General features: G+C 32.6%; 20 protein-coding genes. 10 read left to right on the top strand and 10 right to left on the bottom strand.

What is annotated here, in order from left to right; all coding sequences use genetic code 11:
- Positions 1 to 118: 118 nt before the first annotated feature.
- The 4 genes from GTZ96_RS10520 to GTZ96_RS10505 all read left to right on the top strand — a co-directional run bounded on the left by GTZ96_RS10520 (position 119) and on the right by GTZ96_RS10505 (position 3483).
- Positions 119 to 403, top strand: a complete 285-nt coding sequence (locus GTZ96_RS10520) for a DUF493 family protein (protein ID WP_161643838.1) — start codon at positions 119 to 121, stop codon at positions 401 to 403.
- Between the two features lie 65 nt (positions 404 to 468).
- The gene (locus GTZ96_RS10515; protein WP_161643836.1) at positions 469 to 1191 is read left to right on the top strand and encodes a DUF4290 domain-containing protein; all 723 of its coding nucleotides are present in this window, start codon (positions 469 to 471) and stop codon (positions 1189 to 1191) included.
- Positions 1192 to 1289: 98 nt separating this feature from the next.
- Positions 1290 to 2606 carry a UDP-N-acetylglucosamine 1-carboxyvinyltransferase gene (gene murA, locus GTZ96_RS10510; protein ID WP_161643834.1) on the top strand — a complete coding sequence of 439 codons (1317 nt, stop codon included), beginning with the start codon at positions 1290 to 1292 and terminating at the stop codon, positions 2604 to 2606.
- A gap of 4 nt (positions 2607 to 2610) precedes the next feature.
- Positions 2611 to 3483 (top strand): cation diffusion facilitator family transporter, encoded by an 873-nt coding sequence (locus tag GTZ96_RS10505; protein WP_161643832.1) that lies wholly within the window; start codon positions 2611 to 2613, stop codon positions 3481 to 3483.
- Positions 3484 to 3560: 77 nt separating this feature from the next.
- Here the strand turns inward: GTZ96_RS10505 and GTZ96_RS10500 are convergent, their stop codons facing one another.
- On the bottom strand, positions 3561 to 3974 hold the full coding sequence (locus tag GTZ96_RS10500) for a type II 3-dehydroquinate dehydratase (protein WP_161643830.1): 414 nt from the start codon (positions 3972 to 3974) through the stop codon (positions 3561 to 3563).
- A gap of 82 nt (positions 3975 to 4056) precedes the next feature.
- The gene (locus GTZ96_RS10495; RefSeq protein WP_161643828.1) at positions 4057 to 4623 is read right to left on the bottom strand and encodes a porin family protein; all 567 of its coding nucleotides are present in this window, start codon (positions 4621 to 4623) and stop codon (positions 4057 to 4059) included.
- Positions 4624 to 4979: 356 nt separating this feature from the next.
- Here GTZ96_RS10495 and GTZ96_RS10490 point away from each other — a divergent pair, with 356 nt between their 5' ends.
- Together GTZ96_RS10490 and xerD are read left to right on the top strand one after the other, a co-directional pair.
- Positions 4980 to 5450, top strand: a complete 471-nt coding sequence (locus GTZ96_RS10490; RefSeq protein ID WP_161643826.1) for a hypothetical protein — start codon at positions 4980 to 4982, stop codon at positions 5448 to 5450.
- 81 nt (positions 5451 to 5531) lie between these two features.
- Positions 5532 to 6434 carry a site-specific tyrosine recombinase XerD gene (gene xerD, locus GTZ96_RS10485; protein WP_161643824.1) on the top strand — a complete coding sequence of 301 codons (903 nt, stop codon included), beginning with the start codon at positions 5532 to 5534 and terminating at the stop codon, positions 6432 to 6434.
- Positions 6435 to 6570: 136 nt separating this feature from the next.
- Here the strand turns inward: xerD and rny are convergent, their stop codons facing one another.
- From rny to GTZ96_RS10465, 3 genes are all read right to left on the bottom strand, one after another.
- Complete coding sequence (rny, locus tag GTZ96_RS10480) at positions 6571 to 8133, bottom strand: ribonuclease Y (RefSeq protein WP_161643821.1); 1563 nt, start codon at positions 8131 to 8133, stop codon at positions 6571 to 6573.
- Between the two features lie 213 nt (positions 8134 to 8346).
- A complete protein-coding gene (locus GTZ96_RS10470) occupies positions 8347 to 8634 on the bottom strand; it encodes a cell division protein ZapA (protein ID WP_161643819.1) in 288 nt (95 codons plus the stop codon).
- 8 nt (positions 8635 to 8642) lie between these two features.
- Complete coding sequence (locus tag GTZ96_RS10465) at positions 8643 to 8933, bottom strand: hypothetical protein (protein ID WP_128194106.1); 291 nt, start codon at positions 8931 to 8933, stop codon at positions 8643 to 8645.
- 177 nt (positions 8934 to 9110) lie between these two features.
- On the opposite strand from GTZ96_RS10465, the gene GTZ96_RS10460 reads away from it, so the two are divergent.
- The 3 genes from GTZ96_RS10460 to GTZ96_RS10450 all read left to right on the top strand — a co-directional run bounded on the left by GTZ96_RS10460 (position 9111) and on the right by GTZ96_RS10450 (position 14122).
- Complete coding sequence (locus GTZ96_RS10460; protein ID WP_161643817.1) at positions 9111 to 10805, top strand: M23 family metallopeptidase; 1695 nt, start codon at positions 9111 to 9113, stop codon at positions 10803 to 10805.
- Between the two features lie 11 nt (positions 10806 to 10816).
- Positions 10817 to 13285, top strand: coding sequence for a TonB-dependent receptor (locus GTZ96_RS10455; protein WP_161643866.1), 2469 nt, complete (start codon positions 10817 to 10819; stop codon positions 13283 to 13285).
- Positions 13286 to 13399: 114 nt separating this feature from the next.
- Positions 13400 to 14122, top strand: coding sequence for a CREC-EF hand family protein (locus GTZ96_RS10450; RefSeq protein ID WP_161643815.1), 723 nt, complete (start codon positions 13400 to 13402; stop codon positions 14120 to 14122).
- Positions 14123 to 14132: 10 nt separating this feature from the next.
- Here the strand turns inward: GTZ96_RS10450 and GTZ96_RS10445 are convergent, their stop codons facing one another.
- The 5 genes from GTZ96_RS10445 to GTZ96_RS10425 all read right to left on the bottom strand — a co-directional run bounded on the left by GTZ96_RS10445 (position 14133) and on the right by GTZ96_RS10425 (position 20294).
- Entirely contained in the window at positions 14133 to 14834 is a 702-nt protein-coding gene (locus GTZ96_RS10445) for a DUF2971 domain-containing protein (protein ID WP_161643813.1), read from the bottom strand.
- Between the two features lie 176 nt (positions 14835 to 15010).
- Positions 15011 to 16858 (bottom strand): ABC transporter ATP-binding protein, encoded by a 1848-nt coding sequence (locus GTZ96_RS10440; protein WP_161643811.1) that lies wholly within the window; start codon positions 16856 to 16858, stop codon positions 15011 to 15013.
- Between the two features lie 78 nt (positions 16859 to 16936).
- Positions 16937 to 18664 carry a phospho-sugar mutase gene (locus GTZ96_RS10435; RefSeq protein ID WP_161643809.1) on the bottom strand — a complete coding sequence of 576 codons (1728 nt, stop codon included), beginning with the start codon at positions 18662 to 18664 and terminating at the stop codon, positions 16937 to 16939.
- Positions 18665 to 18794: 130 nt separating this feature from the next.
- The gene (locus GTZ96_RS10430) at positions 18795 to 19754 is read right to left on the bottom strand and encodes a glycosyltransferase family 2 protein (protein WP_161643807.1); all 960 of its coding nucleotides are present in this window, start codon (positions 19752 to 19754) and stop codon (positions 18795 to 18797) included.
- Between the two features lie 6 nt (positions 19755 to 19760).
- On the bottom strand, positions 19761 to 20294 hold the full coding sequence (locus GTZ96_RS10425) for a DUF4199 domain-containing protein (protein WP_181033175.1): 534 nt from the start codon (positions 20292 to 20294) through the stop codon (positions 19761 to 19763).
- A 238-nt stretch (positions 20295 to 20532) separates the two neighbouring features.
- Between GTZ96_RS10425 and GTZ96_RS10420 the strand changes: the two genes are divergently transcribed.
- On the top strand, positions 20533 to 20784 hold the full coding sequence (locus tag GTZ96_RS10420; RefSeq protein ID WP_035662670.1) for a type B 50S ribosomal protein L31: 252 nt from the start codon (positions 20533 to 20535) through the stop codon (positions 20782 to 20784).
- Positions 20785 to 20829 lie beyond the last annotated feature (45 nt).

Raw genomic sequence — 20829 nt, 5'->3', positions numbered from 1 at the left:
AACTAATTTATATTTTGAAAATTGAAAGGAATCAAAATGATGATTTTGTTAAAAATCATATTACATAATTCATAATTTACATTTGAAACTGTATATTTGCTTTATTTTTAAATACAAAATGGATAAGAAGACAGAGGAATTTTATGATAGGTTAAAAACGGAGTTGGATAATAGCAATACCTGGCCAGCCTTATATTTGTTTAAATTTATTGTACCTACAGATAACGAAAAAATAAAACAGGTAGAGCTTGCTTTTGATTGTTTAGGAGCTGTTATTAAAACAACTCAATCAAAAACAGGTAAATTTACGAGTATTTCAGTTGATGTTCAAATGAAAGATTCTCAAGAAATAATTAATAAATACATTGAAGTTTCTACTATTGAAGGAATAATTTCATTGTAATCTTTGTATAAAAAGAAAAGTAGCTAGTATACCTTTTAGCTTTCAGAACTCCCAAATAATTAAGTATGAATCAGAAATATGTAAAAGAAAATGCGAATGATGTTGTTCATCATTTAGAATATAACGCAGAAAGATCGCATTTGATTATTCCTGAATACGGACGTCATTTACAAAAACTAATTGACCAGGCTACAGTTATTGAAGATGCTGAAACTAGAAATAAAGCGGCTAAATACATTATTCAGGTCATGGGAAGCTTGAATCCACATTTAAGAGATGTGCCTGATTTTCAGCATAAATTATGGGATCAGCTTTTTATAATGTCTGATTTTAGGTTAGATGTACAATCGCCATATCCTATTCCTTCCAGAGAAGTATTGCAATTAAAACCAGATGTTTTAAAATACCCTCAAAATTTTCCTAAATACCGTTATTATGGTAACAATATCAAGTATATGATTGATGTTGCGAACAAATGGGAAGAAGGAGAAATGAAAAGTGCGTTGGTAAAAGTAATTGCCAATCACATGAAAAAATCGTATTTGAGTTGGAATAAAGACACCGTAAAAGATGATGTTATTTTTGAACATCTTTACGAATTATCAGACGGTAAATTAAATTTAGTACAGAGCTCAGAAGAACTGATTAATACAACTGATTTATTGCGTACTAATAAGAGAGTTTCGAATAAAATTTCTCCTGCTGGACAGCCTAAAATCCAAAGTAATAAAAACAATAAAGGGCCAGGGAAACCAAAGCCTTTTCAGAAAAATAATAATCAAAAATAGAAGTTACTAAGTGTATAAGAAATTAAGTTGCTAAGTTTTTTTTGAAGAAAACCTTAGTGTCTTAGAATCTCAGTAACTCAGAACCTTAAAAAAAGAATATGGGAATTTTTAAAATTGAAGGAGGAATCCGTTTAAAAGGAGAAATAACTCCACAAGGCGCAAAAAATGAAGCATTACAGATTTTATGTGCTGTACTTTTAACTTCTGAAAAAGTAACAATCAACAATATTCCCGATATTATTGATATTAATAAATTGATTACGCTTTTAGGAAATTTAGGAGTGAAAATTCAACGTAATGGATCAGGTTCAATTACTTTTCAAGCAGATGAGGTTAATGTTGGATATTTAGAAACCGAAGCTTTCAAAAAAGAAGGTGGTGCTTTAAGAGGTTCTATTATGATTGTTGGACCACTTTTGGCTCGTTTTGGAAAAGGATATATTCCAAAACCAGGAGGTGATAAAATTGGAAGAAGAAGATTAGATACGCATTTCGAAGGGTTTATTAATCTTGGAGCAAAATTTAGATATAATAGAGAAGACCATTTTTACGGAGTAGAATCTCCGGAAGGAGGTTTGAAAGGAACAGATATGCTTCTTGATGAAGCTTCAGTGACTGGAACAGCTAATATTGTTATGGCAGCTGTTTTGGCAAAAGGAATAACAACAGTTTACAATGCAGCTTGCGAACCTTATTTGCAACAGCTTTGTAAGATGTTGAACTCTATGGGAGCTAAAATTACAGGAGTTGGTTCAAACTTATTAACTATTGAAGGAGTTGAAAGTCTTGGTGGTTGCGAACATAGAATTCTTCCTGATATGATCGAAATCGGTTCTTGGATTGGTCTTGCGGCTATGACAAAAAGTGAAATTACGATTAAAAATGTAAGCTGGGAAAATTTAGGTTTGATCCCAAATACGTTCAGAAAATTAGGTATTACAATCGAGAAACGTAATGATGATATTTATATTCCCGCTCACACAGATGGATACGAAGTAAAAACAGATATCGATGGCTCTATTTTAACTATTGCCGATGCACCTTGGCCTGGATTTACACCAGATTTATTGAGTATCGTTTTGGTTGTGGCAACACAAGCAAAAGGTGATGTGTTGATTCACCAAAAAATGTTCGAAAGCCGTTTGTTTTTCGTTGATAAATTAATCGATATGGGAGCTAAAATTATGTTGTGTGATCCGCATAGAGCTGTGGTTATGGGACATGATTTTAAATCAACATTAAAAGCAACTACGATGTCTTCGCCAGATATTCGTGCTGGAATTTCTTTATTGATTGCTGCACTTTCTGCTAAAGGAACAAGTACAATTCAAAATATTGAGCAAATTGATCGTGGATATGAGCGCATTGACGAACGATTGAGAGCTATTGGAGCTAAAATAGTTCGTGTTGAATAAAAAAATGAGTAAAGAACAGCAAGCCGTTGAGGCAACTTACTTTAGCATAATTGGAAATACCTGCTTAGCAATTATAAAAGGCTTAGCAGGTTTTTTTGGCAATTCTTACGCCCTAATTGCTGATGGAATAGAATCAACGACAGATATTTTTTCATCGCTATTGGTTTTATTTGGAATCAAATATTCGAATAGACCAGCAGATGAAAATCATCCTTATGGACACGGTCGTGCCGAGCCATTGATTACTTTTTTGGTAGTTGGTTTTTTAATTACTTCGGCTACTATTATTGCTTATGAAAGTATACAGAACATACAAAAGCCTCATGATTTACCAAAATTGTGGACTTTATTTGTGTTGGCGCCTTTGATTATTTGGAAAGAATTTTCGTTTCAACTCGTGATGAAACGAAGTATAGAAACCAATAGTTCTTCTTTAAAAGCAGATGCCTGGCATCATAGAAGTGATGCAATTACATCTGTAGCGGCATTTATTGGAATTACAATTGCCTTAGTTTTAGGGAAAGGATACGAAGCGGCCGATGATTGGGCAGCTCTTTTTGCTTCTTGTTTTATCTTTTACAACAGTTATTTGATTTTTAGACCCGCTCTTGGTGAAATCATGGACGAACATGTGTATGATGATTTAATCGAGCATATTAGAACAGTAGCTTCTCATGTAGAAGGGATTATTGATACCGAGAAATGTTTTATCAGAAAATCAGGAATGAAATACCATGTTGATTTACATGCTATTGTTAGTGCTGAGATTTCGGTAAAAGAAGGCCACCAATTGGCACACATTTTAAAAGACACTTTGCGAAAAGAAATTCCTGAATTGGGACATGTTTTGATACATGTAGAACCTGATGATGAATAATTAATTTTAGAAAATTATATAAAAAAAAACGAGTCAAATAATAAAATTGACTCGTTTTTTATGCTCTTAATCTAAGTTTATAGAAAAGATTGTATGGCTAAATCGTAGCTTTTTAAGCCAAAACCTAAAACGACTCCTTTAGCATTTCCTGAAATATAAGATTGATGTCTGAAACTTTCTCTCGAAAATGTATTCGAAATATGTACTTCAACAACTGGAGTTGTGATTCCTTTAACCGCATCGCCAATACCTATAGAGGTGTGTGTGTATGCGCCAGCATTCAGGATAATTCCATCGTAAGAAAAACCAAACTCTTGTATTTTGTTGATTAATTCTCCTTCAATATTACTTTGATAGTAGTTGAATTCGATTGCAGGGAATTTTTTTTGTAGCTCTTCAAAATATTCTTCGAAGGTTAGGCTTCCATAAATTTCAGGTTCGCGTTTTCCTAATAAGTTCAGGTTAGGGCCATTTATAATGCTAATTTTCATTTTTTATCTTTTTGTAAAAATAAAAAAACCGTCTCGTTAAAAAAATAACGAGACGGTTTTTATTATATTTTATTAGTTTTTTTTAGAACATAATTCCAGCAGATACTTGAAAAGTTGAGTTTTTAATGTCGGCATCTTTAGAAGCTTCAGTTAATCCAAGACCGTAACGAGCTTGAATGAATAGATTTTTGGTAATGTTTAAGCCTAAACCTCCCACTGCAGCAAATTCAAAGGTTTCAGAATTTTTATAATCAAAATCATTTCTTTCACTTAATAAGAAAGACGCTTGTGGCCCCACTTCTAAGCTCAAGCTTTTGCTTAAATAGATTTTAGCTAATACAGGAATGGATAGGTAACCCAATTCGTTTTTAAACTCTTCAGCTACATTTTTATAAGTAGCCCCTTGAGTAGAGTACAAAAGCTCTGGTTGAATGGCGAAACGGTCAAATAATTTAATTTCAGATACTAAACCGGCATGATAACTTGTAATAGCTTCTGTTGTGTTGAAGTTTTTAGAATTTACCGTAATACTTGTTCCGTTTTGATTAGCATAATTAATACCACCTTTAATACCAAAACGAATGGACTGAGCTTGTAATAGTGAAGTTATGCTTAAGAGCATAATAGTAACTAAGATTGACTTTTTCATAAATAAATTTTTTAGTTAAGATTTGAGACTGTAAATATAAAACAGTTAAAGAAACTATTTATTGTGTTTTCTAATAAAAATTGATTATGAATATAGAATCTAATTTTTTATTTATAACTAATATCTTTCAAAGATGCGAGCTCTATAAGTCATTTTAAAATTACCAGATTTGCTGATAGGATAGGTTTAAATTGTTGTAAATTAACTAATTATAATTATATGTTTTTTTTGCTGTATCTATTCCTGTTAAATTGTTGTTAATAGTATTGTTGATAAGTTTTTAGTAAGACTAAGTTTTTGTTTTTAATGATTTGATAATTTTAATTGAATAAATTATTAATTTAATAATGTAAACCATGAAAAAAATCATTTTAACAACAATGGTGCTATTTGCTTTTGGATTTGCAAATGCCCAAAGTGGATCTTTTAAACTAGGAGCTCATGTAGGTTTACCTACGGGTGATATGAAAGATGCTAGTTCTGTGAACTTAGGAGTTGATGTGGCTTATACCTGGAGTGTAGCCGAAGGTTTAGATGCAGGTATAACTACTGGTTATACTACTTATCTTGGTAAAAAAGGATGGGGTGATGTTAGTTTTATTCCTGTAGCTGCTACAGCACAATTTACCTTGACTGATAATTGGTTTATTGGAGCTGATTTAGGTTATGGTATTGGGGTTAATGATGGTAATGATGGAGGGTTTTTATACCAACCAAAATTTGGCTACCAAATGGAAAAAGCAGGTGTTTATGTTTCCTATAAAGGAGTTTCTGTAAATGGTTTAAATGTGTCATCTGTTAATTTAGGAGTGAACTTTAAATTGTAGAAAAAAAGAAATATTTTTAACGAGAACCTCTTCTGAAAAGAAGAGGTTTTTTTATGTTTATAAAAGTCGTTTATTTGTAATATGAACTGGAATTCCTATATAAAAAGTTATCAATCCTATCTTAAAATAGAACGCGGTTTGTCAAAGAATACTGTTGCTAATTATTCTTTTGATATTGAACGTTTGTGTTTGTTTCTTTCTGAAAATAAGATAGTGGTTTCTCCTTTGAAGATTGGAGAGGAAAGCATTCAGCAGTTTATATATGCTATTTCCAGTCAGGTAAATGCTCGCTCTCAGGCGCGAATTATTTCAGGATTAAAGAGTTTTTTTAGTTATTTGATTTTTGAAGATTATCGGGTTGATAACCCGATGGAGTTGATTGAATCTCCAAAAACGGGCAGGAAATTACCAGATACCTTAGCAGTTGAAGAAATAGATAGCCTGATTTCTGCGATTGATTTAAGTTCTAATGAAGGTGAGCGAAACAAAGCCATGCTAGAAACATTATATGGTTGCGGTCTTCGGGTATCAGAATTAGTTTCGCTTAAAATATCCGATTTGTTTTTTGATGAAGGTTTTATTAAAATTACTGGAAAAGGAAATAAGGATCGCTTTGTGCCAATTGCTAATTCGACAAAAAAGTATATTCTTCTTTATAAAGACAATGTAAGAACAACCGTTGCTGTGAAGAAAGAATTTACTGATACTTTGTTTTTAAATAGAAGAGGTGGGCAATTGACAAGAGCTATGGTTTTTACAATCATAAATAATTTGGCTTCTAAAATTAATTTAAACAAGAAGATAAGTCCCCATACTTTTAGGCATTCTTTTGCAACGCATCTTTTAGAAAATGGCGCCGATTTGCGTTCGATTCAGTTAATGCTAGGTCATGAATCGATAACAACTACCGAAATTTATTTGCATTTAGACAGAAAGTTTTTGACCGAAGTACTTGAGACTTGTCATCCTCGAAAGAATATGTAGTGAATTCCAAATACCAATCTCTTTACAGCTTAAATAAAAAAATCCAAATTCCAATTATAACTTTTGGAATTTGGATTTTTTAATATTGATTTTTTATTCCGCCTCCCTCTCCTTTGGAGAGGGCTGGGGTGAGGATTTATTTAGCAATATTTACTGCTCTGGTTTCTCTAATTACAGTTACTTTAACCTGACCAGGGTAAGTCATTTCAGTTTGTATTTTTTGTGAAATTTCGAAAGATAAAGTCGCTGCATTTTCATCAGAAACTTTTTCGCTTTCTACAATTACACGTAGTTCTCTACCAGCTTGAATTGCATAAGCATTTTTAACTCCGTTGAATCCGTAAGCTACTTCTTCCAGATCTTTTAAACGTTGGATGTAAGAATCTAATACTTGTCTTCTTGCTCCAGGTCTTGCTCCGGAAATAGCATCACAAACTTGGATGATTGGAGATAATAAAGATTTCATTTCAATCTCATCGTGGTGAGCACCAATAGCGTTGCAAACTTCTTCTTTTTCACCATATTTCTCAGCCCATTGCATACCTAATAAGGCGTGAGGTAAGTCACTTTCAGTATCGGGCACTTTTCCAATATCGTGTAATAAACCAGCTCTTTTAGCTAGCTTAACGTTTAGTCCTAATTCAGCAGCCATCAATCCACAAAGTTTAGAAACTTCACGAGAGTGTTGTAGTAAGTTTTGTCCGTAAGAAGAACGGTATTTCATGCGTCCTACTACTTTTATTAATTCTGGATGTAAACCGTGAATTCCTAAGTCGATAACCGTACGTTTTCCAACTTCTATAATTTCGTCATCAATTTGTTTGGCTGTTTTAGCAACAACTTCTTCAATACGTGCCGGGTGTATACGTCCGTCAGTTACTAATTTGTGTAGAGCTAGACGAGCAATTTCTCTTCTAACTGGATCAAAACAAGAAAGGATAATCGCTTCCGGAGTATCATCAACAATAATCTCTACTCCTGTAGCAGCTTCTAAAGCTCTAATGTTTCTACCTTCACGACCAATGATTCTACCTTTAACATCATCAGATTCAATATTGAATACAGAAACGCAGTTTTCTACTGCCTCTTCTGTTCCAACACGTTGAATCGTATTAATAATGATTTTTTTAGCTTCTTGTTGTGCTGTTAATTTAGCCTCTTCAATAGTATCCTGAATATGAGACATCGCTTTAGTTTTAGCTTCGGCTTTTAAACCTTCTACTAATTGTTCTTTAGCTTCTTCAGCAGATAGACCAGAGATAAGCTCTAATTGTTGTAATTGGCTTTTGTGTAGTTTGTCTACTTCAGCTTGTTTTTTATCTAAAACTTCGATTTTTGCTTCAAATTCAGCCGTTTTTTTCTCGAAATCATCGTTGACTTTTTTAGCTTTAGATAATTCATTAGAAATTTGAGATTCTTTGTCTCTTGTTCTTTTTTCTACTTCAGCTACTTTTTTATCACGAGCCAAAATCACTTGTTCGTGCTCTGATTTTAGTTCAATAAATTTCTCTTTTGCTTGAAGAATTTTATCTTTTTTTATGTTTTCAGCTTCAAGATTAGCGTCTTTTAAGATAGAAGCAGCTTCTTTTTTTGCGTTTTTGATAAGATTAGAGATATTGCTTTTTTCTATGATTTTAGCAATGCCAAATCCGGCTGCAATACCTATGATTCCCGAAATAATAATCGTTAATATGTCCATGTTTGTTTTAAAATTTATATATAAAAAAAGCCTACATTAAGTTGTTTGTATAAACTCGAAAAGACAAGTTTTGAGCTAACTCGTTGTTCAAGCTTCCAAACTGAATTGGCTTGCTATAGTAACGATGATTTGCTCATTCTAAATTGTTAGTGTTGAGTTTACCAAATATGAACTAATGTAGGCAGTATCTTAGTTGTTTAAAAGAACGTTTTTTTAGAGATTTTCGTCTAAAATAGCATTAATTTTTTGAATCCTATCGATGGTTTCGTCTCCGTTGATAGCATTATCAATCTGTTTTTGCTCTACTTGCGATGCAAATTGCAAGGCACACATGGCTAAAACGTCTTGTTTATCGCGAACAGCATAATTCTCTTCAAATTGCTTTATCATACTATCAATTTTTTTAGAAGCACTTCTAAGTCCTTCTTCCTGAGTAGGATCCACAGTTAGGGGATATACTCGGTCAGCAATTGATATTTTAATTTTAAGCTTTTCGTCCATTGTTTATACTAATCTGATAACTGTGCTATACAGTAATCAATTTCACGAATTAATGAATTTATTTTAAGCTTTGTATCTCTTTTGTTTTCGTCACTGCCTAATAATGAATTGGCAATCTTAAGTGTCTCATACTGCGCTTTTAAAGCTTCAATCTCTTGAGATTGGTTCTGTATGATTTGGGCAGATTTCTTTAATTCGATAGTTAAATCTTGATTGTTTTTTTCTAAATTTTTTAGTTTTAGAATAAGCTTTCCAACTTTATTTTCAAGAGTATCAATTATTTCTGCAATTACACTCATTATAAATCCTATTCATTACTTAATATTACAAATTTAGTATTAGTTTTTATTATTACAATATTTTATGGGTTTTTTTATTATAAAATAGTCAAAATGTTGTACTGTAATTGGTTACAAAAAAACTTTTTTTATAAAGTATTCCGAATTAGTTTTTTTATCTTAGCAAAAATGATACGCATGAGATTTTTCCTTTTTTTTCTATTGATTTCTAGAGCCCTTATCGCTCAAACCACTTATCCAAAAGATTATTTTCAAGTTCCTTTAGACAATCCGATGCAATTGGCAGGGAATTTTGGCGAATTAAGACCCAATCATTTTCATGCAGGTTTTGATTTTAAAACCTTACAAAAAGAAGGCTTAGAAGTTCATGCCGCTGCCGATGGTTATGTTTCTCGTATTAAAATTTCTCCTTTTGGAAACGGGAAAGCCATTTATATTAATCATCCAAACGGATTTACTACCGTTTATTGTCATTTGCAAACTGCAACTGCTGCTATTGAAGAGTATATCAAAAAAACGCATTATAAAGAGCAGGCTTTTGAGATTGAAATGTTTCCAAAAGCGAATGAATTAATGGTTAAAAAAGGTGAAATTATTGCACTTTCAGGAAATACAGGTTCTTCAGAAGGACCACACTTGCATTTTGAATTTAGAGATACCCAAACCGAAAAAATTATTAATCCAATGTTGTTTGGGTTTGATAAAAATTTAAAAGACACTAAAAAACCGTTGTTATCGGCTGTTTATGTTTATCCGTTTGAGGGAACAACGGCTAATCAATCCAAGCGCCCTTTGTTACTGAATGTTAGTTTGCAAAAAGATGGAACTTACCTAGCAAATAAGGTTTTGGCTAATGGAAAAATTGGTTTTGGAATTACTGCCGATGATTATGATAATGTCTCTTTTAGTAAAAATGGAGTTTATAAAGTGGAGTCTTATTTGAATGGGAAAGCTGTTTTTGGTTACCAATTTGATACTTATTCTTTCGACGAAATGCGTTATGTGAATGCTTTCATTGATTACGCTCGTTATAAAAAAACGTCCCAAAGAGTTCAAAAACTGTTTATGACTAATCCTTTTAATTTTAGTATTATTAAAACGGATGCGGATAACGGAATTGTAAATGTTGTTCCTAATTTAAATTTAGTGTATCGAATTGAGATTGCTGATTTTTTAGGAAATACTACAATTGTCAATATTCCGATTGCTTTTGATGCTTCTAGTCCAATTGTAGGGAAAGAAATTATAACCTCTAACTATTTTGTTAAAGCCAAAAAAGATAATATTTTTTCAAAAGATAATATGACTGCCAGTTTTCCGGCGGGTACTTTTTATGATGATTTCGCTATGAATTTTGCGGTAAATGCGAATGTTTTAACGCTTCATGATGATACTGTCCCTGTACACTCCAGTTTTGAAATTGCTATAGAAAGTGATAAATATACCGAGGAACAAAAAAGTAATGTCTATATAGCGAGTTTGAGCGCAAGTGGAACTTTAGGTTATAATATAACAGCAGTGAAAGGGAATATTTATACAACTAAAGTACGGACTTTAGGTAGATATACTTTGGCTATGGATACTACTTCGCCTACTATTACCATTGCAAAACCTATTGAAGGACGTTGGTTGAGTGCTGAAAAAACAATCCAACTTTCTATTAGAGATAGTGGTTCAGGTATAAAATCATACAACGGTTATTTGAATGGAAATTGGATTTTATTTGAATATGATGCTAAAACTAGAAAAATCACCTATAATTTTAGTGATGGAATTGTAGCCGAAGGGGCTAATGATTTAAAAGTTATTGTGACAGACCAAGTGGGGAATGCAACTACATTTGAAACTCATTTTTTTAGAAGTCAAAAATAATATTGGATACTTTGAATAGGAGTAAATTAAGTTTTGTTTTAGTTTTATTTTGGATTAGTTTTTCTTCTTTGGCGCAATTAGTTAAAGTAAAGGGAACGGTGCTCGATGCTCAAAAGCGGCCATTAAGTAATGTAAATGTTTCGTTTTTAGGACATACAACGCAATCCAATGCAAAAGGATTCTATGCTATTAAAATTCCTGTTAATAAAAAAATCAACCTTGTTTTTAGTCATTTGGCATTCAAAAAATCAACTATTTCTTTATTGTTGAAAAATTCGGAGGATTACGAATTGAATTTGGTAATGAATGAACATGAGGAGCAAATGGGGGAAATCATCATTACAAAAGACAAAAAAAGTCAAATTCAGGGAATTACTACTATTACACCTGATGTTATCAAAAAAACTCCAGGAGCCAATGCCGGAATCGAAAATGTATTGAAAACCTTAGCCGGAGTCAATTCGAATAATGAATTGAGTACCCAGTATTCTGTTAGAGGTGGGAATTATGATGAGAACTTAGTTTATGTTAACGAAATAGAAGTTTACCGTCCTTTTTTAATTCGTTCCGGGCAACAGGAAGGCTTGAGTTTTACCAATACTGATTTAGTTCAAAATGTCAATTTTTCGGCAGGAGGATTTCAGGCTAAGTATGGCGATAAATTATCTTCGGTTTTGGATATTACGTATCGAAATCCTACTCAATTCGCAGCAGCTTTTGAAGCGAGTTTTCTTGGCGGAAGCCTTGCTGTCGATGCAATTTCTAAAAATAAAAAATGGACTGCAGTAACGGGAGTTCGTTATCGAAATAATAGTCTGTTAGTGAATAGTCAAGATACAGAAACAAATTATACTCCTTCTTTTGTTGATGTGCAAACCAATGTAAATTACCAGGCATCTGCAAAATGGCAATGGAGTTTTTTAGGGAATATTTCGCAGAATAAGTATGATTATCAACCTTTAACTAGAAAGACCAGATTTGGAACTGTTGATAAACCGATGGTTTTGACGGTGTTTTATGATGGACAGGAAAAGGATAAGTATGATACTTATTTTGCTGCTTTGAAAACAACATTTAAAGCTTCTGATCGGCTTACATTCAAGTTTATTGGTTCTGTTTTTCATACTTTGGAACAAGAACATTTTGATATTTTATCCCAATACCGCTTAAGCGAGAACGATACGAGTATTGGATCAGAAACCTATAATGATGTTTCTTATACCAGCGGAATTGGAACTCAGTTAAATCATGCTCGAAATGACTTAGATGCTTTGATTGTAAATACCGAGTTGAAAGGTTTTTATGATTGGACAAAAAGTAATTTAGAATTTGGAGTGAAATATACCCGGGAATCTATTCGAGATAGAATAGTGGAGTGGGAAGTGATTGATTCGGCGGGATTTTCTATTAATCCACCAATAATCAATTTTGCTCAAAAAGATGAACCTTATACTTCTTTTACTGGACCGTTAGCTCCGTATCAAAGTGTATTTGCAACTAATTTTAATACCATCAATCGATTTTCGGCTTTTGTGCAATGGAATGCCAAAAGTAATTTAGAAAATGCGCAACTTTGGTACACGGCAGGTGTTAGAATGCAAAATTGGGGAGTATCAGGAACGAATGCTGCGGCTAATTCGCAAACGGTTTTTAGCCCCAGAGCGCAATTGGCTTTAAAGCCTAATTGGGAAAAAGAAATCGTTTTTAGAATTTCGGGAGGGTATTATTATCAGCCGCCTTTTTATAGAGAGCTCAGAGATGCCAGTGGCGCAGTTCAGCCCAATGTGAAAGCACAGCAATCGGTTCAGGTGGTTCTTGGGAATGAATATAATTTCCAAATGTGGAAACGCCCTTTTAAATTGGTTTCAGAGTTGTATTATAAATCACTCAGCGATGTCAATACTTATACTATTGATAATGTTAGAATTCGTTATGCGGCAAATAATGATGCAAAAGCTTATGCGCAAGGATTGGATTTTAGATTGAATGGAGAATTTGTTCCCGGTACAGAATCATGGTTTAGCTTTGGTTATCTTAAAACAGAAGAAAATTCGAATAATAAAGGATATATTGCACGACCAACAGACCAAAGACTGAAATTTGGCGTTTTGTTTCAAGATTATATGCCTAACATTCCTAGCATGAAAGTGTATTTGAATTTGGTTTACAATACTGGTTTGCCTGGAGGTTCGCCTTCTTATGCGGATCCTTATGTTTATCAAAATCGATTGAATGATTATCGCAGGGTTGATATTGGTTTTTCTAAAGTGCTGATTGATGCTAATTCGAAAAAAGTTAAAAAGAATTGGTTGGGGAATTTTAAAGAATTGTCCATCGGCTTAGAAATATTCAATTTGTTTAATAATCAAAATGCAATTACCAATACTTGGGTGCGTGATGTTTATTCTAAAAACGAATATGCAATACCTAATTATATGACTACAAGAATATTCAATGTGAAATTGAATGCTAAATTGTAGCAAAGGCATAATTTCTGGAGTTTTCTTCGGTTTTATTATATCATAAATTAAGTTTAAAATTCAAAAGCATTTTTAAAAATCATTACATTTGAAAATATTTTAATGCACATAAATATGAAAACAGTAGCTGTAGTCTTGATAAATATTGCCACCTTACTTTTGGTAAGTTGTAAAAAAGAAGTAGAAAAACCTAAAGTAATTTATGATACTACTAATAAAGGGAGGCAACTTACAAAAGTAGATTCGACTCAGGTTTCTATTGCTGATTTACCTATTCAGATGGAGGGAACGGATTACTTAATTCATCCTGTAGGCGATTTAAGAGTGTATGAGAGAGGGGCGAAGGCTAAATATGGTTCTTCTAGTGTAATCGATTTGAGTTTTACCATTTCTAATTTGGGTGATGATGAAATTACAGGTTTTTTACAAAATTTAAAGTTCCAAAAACTCGATTCTGATACTATAAAATCATTGACTGATAAGCCAGCTTTGATTTTGACTGTTACTTATTTAAAAGCGGTTGCCGATAAAACAAATAAGCAAATTTTAGTGTATACCATGTATGATGTGGATACTAATAAAGATGGAAAATTAGATACGAGTGATATTAAATCCTTGTATTTAAGTGAAATTAGTGGAGAGCATTTTACTAAAATTTCGGCTGATTTTCAGGAGTTGATTGATTGGAATTTAATCGAGTCTAAAAATCGTTTGTATTTTAGAACCGTTGAAGATACCAATAAAAACGGACAATTTGACAAAAATGATGTAGTGCAATACAGTTACATCAACTTATTAGCTAAAGATTGGGAAGTTAAAAATTATGAACCTATTTAATGTTTTTTGCTTAAATCAAAATATCACTTTCCAAATCGGATTTTTCAATTGTAAAATCAAAACCTAGTTGTTTTACCAATTCGATTACCAGATTTTTATACCAGTTTTCCGATTTAGGATGTATGTAGATTTTTTCAATCAATTGATTGATATCAACATTGATTTTTAAGCCATCATTCAGTTTTATTTTGCTATCAGTAACGTCCGTTATAATTCGGACTTCACGTTCGTATTGAAAACTTTTTCGTTTAAATAGAAAAGGGAAGAATAAATCATTAAAAGGAATGTATTCTTTCTTGTAGTCGATATAGTTTACCTCGCCAATATATTGTTTAAAATTATTCTCAGGATTCAAGGATTTTTGTAATCTTCCAATGGTAGATTGAATGGCAAGACCTTCGCTGTTTTGGGTGAAAATTTGCCACATGGCAAAAGATTCGTATTCATTAATATGCCAGCTACTAATGGCCACTTTTTCCCGATGTGTTTTATAATAATTGATAAAATCAGGATTGTCAATGGCTAATTTCTTGATTTCTTCATAAGTAGGCTCGCTAAACGTACCTTCGTATTGATCTTCAAACTTGTCCGAACGGGACATGAATAATTTTTGCGAAAGCAATAAATCTAAAAACTTTGATAAGTCTAAATATTTCCAAACAATAGTTTCTGTATCTTCCGGAAGTTTGATATTTAGATTGTTGTGATACATTTTTTAGACTTAAAATATTAGATAAAGGTATTATTCGTTTTTGAATCTAATACCGTTTGTTATTTCAAAATAGACCAATAAAAATTGGTCCAAATGAAATATACAACGGCATTATACCACAATAATAGGATTATATTGTATTTGGTATAAAATAAGTGATGTTAAATTATAATTATTTATTCGAATGATTGCATCATCACTAGTTTATTGTAAGCGCCATCTAAAGCAATTAATTCGTCGTGTGTTCCTTGCTCTACGATTTTTCCTTTTTTCATAACGATAATGATATCTGCTTTTTGAATGGTAGAAAGACGGTGTGCAATTACAATCGAAGTTCGGTTTTGCATCATGTTTTCTAATGCCACTTGTACAAATTTTTCGCTTTCAGTATCCAAAGCTGATGTTGCTTCGTCCAGAATCATTATTGGAGGATTTTTCAATACGGCACGAGCAATAGACAAACGTTGTTTTTGTCCTCCTGATAGTTTGTTTCCGCTATCGCCAATGTTGGTATAAATTCCATTTGGCAGGTCTTGAACGAATTCGTAAGCATTGGCAATTTTCAGAGCTTCAATAATTTCTTCGTCGCTTGCATTTGGCTTTCCTAAAGAAATATTTGCTTTTATAGTATCATTAAATAAGATGCTGTCTTGAGTAACTAATCCCATTAATCCGCGTAAAGATTGTAAGTTCATGTCCTTGATGTTTACTCCATCAATAGCAATGCTGCCTTCGTGAACATCGTAAAAACGCGTTAATAAATTGGCAATGGTGCTTTTTCCACTTCCTGATTGACCAACTAACGCTACAGTTTTACCTTTAGGTATTTCTAATGAAAAATCTTTTAAAACATTCTCGTCTTCGTATCTGAAATTAATATTCTTAATTGCGATACTGTCTTCAAAAGTTAATTTTTTAATTGCATTTTCGCTGTCTGTAATTTCATTTTTTACTTCTAAAACTTCAAAAACACGTTGAGCAGCCGCTAGTCCATTTTTTACCGAATAAGAGGCTTTAGAAATGGCTTTGGCAGGAGTTAAGATGTTATACGCAAGACCCATGTAGGCTAGGAATTTAGCTCCATCAAGTAATGCTTTTCCATCAGGTAATTTGTCGACAAGTACCATTTTTCCACCAAACCAAAGCAATATGCAAATAGTAATGATCCCTAAGAACTCACTTAAAGGCGTAGCCAAGTTGTTTTTTTTTCCTATACTGTTAGACAATTTTAAAACTCGGGTAACTGAATCATTAAATTTTTGTTTGAAATTTGATTCGGCATTGTAACTTTTAACCACTTTTAGTCCAGATAACGATTCTTCTACAATTGAAATTAGATAGCCGTTTTCATATTGAACTTTTTCGGATTTGCTGCGCAGTGATTTACCAATTTTTGATATTAATAGTCCTGAAAGAGGGATGAAAATAAAGACAAACAAGGTTAACTTAAAACTTATTGCAATCATACCAACAAGGGTGAATACGATGGTCATAGGCTCCTTAACAATCAATTCTAAGATAGAAAAAAAAGAATTTTGAACCTCATTTACATCACCTAACATTCTAGCCATAATATCACCTTTTCTTTTTTCGGAATAGTAGGAAACAGGTAAGTTAATAATTTTGTGATACATTGAATTTCTTAAATCCTTTAGTACACCATTTTTAAGATGCATCAAATGGTTGGATGCTAAGTAATTAAATAGATTTTTTAATAGAAAAGTTATACTTACTATTGCAATAACTAACAGTAAGGCAAATTCAGGACCATTCTTTTCGGTTAGTAGTGTGATGTTGTAATATAAGTATTCTTTAGAGAATTTGATTATGTCAAAAATAGACTCTAAAACAGGTTTTTTATTGATTTTTTCACTGGTGCCAAAAAGGACATTCATCATTGGGATTAATGCAATAAAAGACAAGGTGCTAAACAGTGCGTAAAAAATATTGAATATTACGTTCCAAATCACATGAGAACGATATGGGTTTGTGAAAGGAATAATTTTTTTGAAATTTGCGTCCATTTAAGTTGTTTTTTACCATCAAAACCCGATAGTTATTGAAAACATATCGGGTCTAATTGGAAAATTATCGAATTGTATTTATTTCAATTGCATTGCAGCAATAATATTTTTTATTTTTTGGTCTAAGATGTTTTCTACTTCGTTGAAGTTTTCTACGGCATCCAATTCAGTATTTACGCTGATGTAGAATTTGATTTTTGGTTCGGTTCCACTTGGTCTGGCGCAAATTTTAGAACCATCTTCAGTATAATAAATCAGTACGTTTGATTTTGGCATATCCATAACCGATTCTTCTCCATCAAGTAAGTTTTTAGCAATTGATGATTGGTAGTCTTCAACCATAATCACACGTTTTCCGTTGATTTCTTTCAATGGATTTTCTCTCAAGTCAATCATCATTTGGTTGATTTCTTGTAGGCCTTCCATTCCTTTTTTAGTCAATGAAACTAAATATTCTTTGAAAAATCCGTGGTCAACATATAGTTTTAGTAATTCTTTGTAAACAGTACTTCCGTTAGCCTTGGCTTGAGCCGCAACTTCGCAAATTAATAAGGTCGCTGCAACTGCATCTTTATCACGAACCGCATCTCCTACCATGTATCCAAAACTTTCTTCTCCACCACCTATGAATTGTAGTTCGGGAAAATCCTTAATCATTTTTGCAATCCATTTGAAGCCCGTTAAACCTACTTTGAAATTAACATCATAAGCCGAAGCCAATTCCATAATCATAGGAGTAGAAACGATGGTTGAACCCACAAATTGTTTTCCGTTGATTTTGCCCGCTTTTTTCCATTTTTCCAGTAAAAAGGCAGTCATTAAAATCATAGTTTGGTTTCCGTTCAATAAGGTCATTTTACCTTCATTGTTTCGAACAGCAATCCCTAAACGATCACAATCAGGGTCAGTACCAATAACGATATCGGCATTTGTTTTATCGGCTAAAGCCAATGCCAAAGTCAAAGCTTCCGGTTCTTCTGGATTTGGAGATTTTACAGTAGGGAAATCACCATTAGGAACCGATTGTTCTTCCACTAGATGTACGTTTTTGTAACCCGCTTGCGCAAAAGTTTCAGGAACTACCGTAATAGAAGTTCCGTGAAGTGAAGTAAAAACAATGTTTAGATTATCTTTTGCTTCAGCAGGAGTGTCAAAACTAGCATTTTCAATAGTTGATTTTATGAAAGCTTGGTCAACATCTTTATTAATATATTGAATCAAATCTTCATTTGCATCAAATTTGATTTCGTTATAATTTAATTTTTCGATAGCATTAATAATCGCTTCATCTTCTGGAGGAACAATTTGTCCGCCATCTTCCCAGTATACTTTGTAACCGTTGTATTCAGGTGGATTGTGAGAAGCAGTCAAAACAATTCCGCATTGGCAACCTAAATGTCTAAGTGCAAAAGATAATTCAGGAGTTGGTCTTAAATCTGAAAATAAATATACTTGGATTCCATTGGCAGAGAAAACATCAGCAACAACTTTTGCTAATGATTTACTGTTATGGCGACAGTCGAAAGCAATAACCGCCTTTATAGGTTGGTTTGGAAAAACAGATTTTAAATAATTAGAAAGTCCCTGTGTGCTTTTTCCAAGAGTATATTTGTTGATTCGGTTGTTTCCTACGCCCATGATGCCACGCATTCCACCAGTTCCAAACTCCAGATTTCTATAAAAACTTTCTTCAAGTTCTTTAGGAGTATTTTTTATCAGTTCGTTAAGAGCTTCTTGTGTTGCGGTATCAAATGTTGGGCTTTGCCATTCATTAACTGCATCTAAAATGTTTTGTTTAATTTCCATTTCTGTAGCGTTTTACGGTTCTCGTTTTATTTTCGGTTGTTTTTAGTTTTTGTAATAGGTTGTTTTTAACAACGACTATTTCATTCGGAATATAAGAAATAATTTGTATTGTATTGGTAATGAGTTTTAATTATGAGAAATTAATCTCATTAGAAATTTTGTATCGTTCTTCATTGTTTTTAGTGCGTAAAATAATTTCGCCTAAAAAACCCGCTAAAAATAATTGTGTTCCTAATATCATTGTAGTTAATGCGATGAAAAACCAAGGGTTATTTGTCACTAAGCTATAACGCATGTTGTTGTACATATGGTACAATTTTGAAACACCAATGTATCCCGCCAGTAAAAAACCGATGATGAACATGAATGAACCAATGGCTCCGAATAAATGCATGGGTCTTTTTCCAAATCGAGATAAGAACCAAATAGTGATTAAATCTAAGAAACCGTTAATAAAACGTTCCATTCCAAATTTAGTTTCACCGTATTTTCTGGCTTGATGTTGTACTACTTTTTCACCAATTTTTCCAAATCCGGCATTTTTTGCTAAAACTGGAATGTATCGGTGCATTTCGCCTGAAACTTCGATGTTTTTCACCACCACATTTCGGTAGGCTTTTAAACCGCAATTAAAATCATTTAATTCTACACCTGAAGTTTTTCGGGCTGCCCAATTAAATAGTTTTGATGGAATGTTTTTAGCCACAACAGAGTCGTAACGCTTCTTCTTCCATCCTGATACCAAGTCGAAATTTTGTTGGGTAATCATTTCGTACAATCCAGGAATCTCTTCCGGGCTGTCTTGCAAATCAGCATCCATGGTGATGATAACATCGCCTTGAGCCTTAGCAAAACCAGCATGTAAAGCCTGTGATTTTCCGAAATTTTTCATGAATCGGATTCCTTTTACATGCGTATTTTCGGCAGCAAAGCCTTGGATAATAGACCAGGAATGATCTGAACTTCCATCATCCAGAAATATGATTTCATAAGAATAGCGGTGTTCTTGCATTACTTTAATAATCCAAGTGTAAAGTTCTTTAAGAGATTCTTCTTCGTTAAGAAGTGGTATTAATATAGATAAATTCATCGATTTTTATTCTTGTGATGAGGGTTTGCTTTTAAAGAAAGCGGCCAAAATTAAACCAAAAATGGTACAGAAAACAATATTAGACAAAGAACCTTTTAAGAGTCCTATAATTGAGAATTGATCGTTTTCTTTTAAGTCTTTAATTGCTTTATTGATTGTTGCTGCAGGAGCGTTGAATTTCTCCATTGCAGAAACCATAAATTTAATTGTCAATTCTTTGATAGTATCTTTAGCAGCAGGATCAATAAAATTGAATAATATGATGTTAAAAACAACTGAGATTGCGATTCCAATTAAGGCAGAAATAAAATAAGTAGTGAAAGCGTCTTTAAATGTAAAGGTATCTTTGAATTCTTTTTTTGTTTTTACCAATAGCACAACTGCAATGATAAAATACAAGGCTAAATTAGAAAAACCAATCCACGGTGAGGTGAATAAATTTAAATCGATAGAGTAGATTAAAGTGGTGATTAAAACGGATGTTAAACCAGTAATAATTCCAAATGTAATTCCGTTTTTTTTGATAGTTTCGTGAATCATTGTTTGCTGCTTTCAATTGAGCAACAAATATAGTAATTCCCTCTATATTGGAGAGTAAAAAACTGTTTTTAGCGCTTTATATAAAAAAAAGAAATAAACATTTGTTTATTGAAAAATAATTGTATTTTTGCATCCTCAAAATAATATTAAAATAAAAAGTTATAATTAGTTTATACCTTTTCTGTTAAAAGAGAAGCTTCAAAATAAGTTATAGCCAAACAAATAAAAAAGATTCAAGATGAAAAAAGGTGTACACCCAGAAAATTACAGATTAGTTGCTTTTAAAGACATGTCAAATGACGACGTTTTTATTACTAAATCTACTGCTGATACTAAAGAGACAATTACAGTTGACGGTGTTGAATACCCAGTTGTAAAAATGGAGATCTCTAGAACTTCTCACCCTTTTTACACAGGTAAATCTAAACTTATCGATACTGCAGGACGTATTGATAAATTCAAAACTAAATACGCTAAACACATTAAATAATTTTAATTTGTTTTTAAATAAACTAAGCCTTCCTTTTGGGAGGCT

Origin of the sequence: Flavobacterium undicola (genome assembly GCF_009909155.2) — a bacterium.
GTDB classification, from domain to species: domain Bacteria; phylum Bacteroidota; class Bacteroidia; order Flavobacteriales; family Flavobacteriaceae; genus Flavobacterium; species Flavobacterium undicola.
The sequence above is the reverse complement of the archived record's forward strand: the minus strand, read 5'-3'. Positions and strand labels throughout refer to the sequence as shown.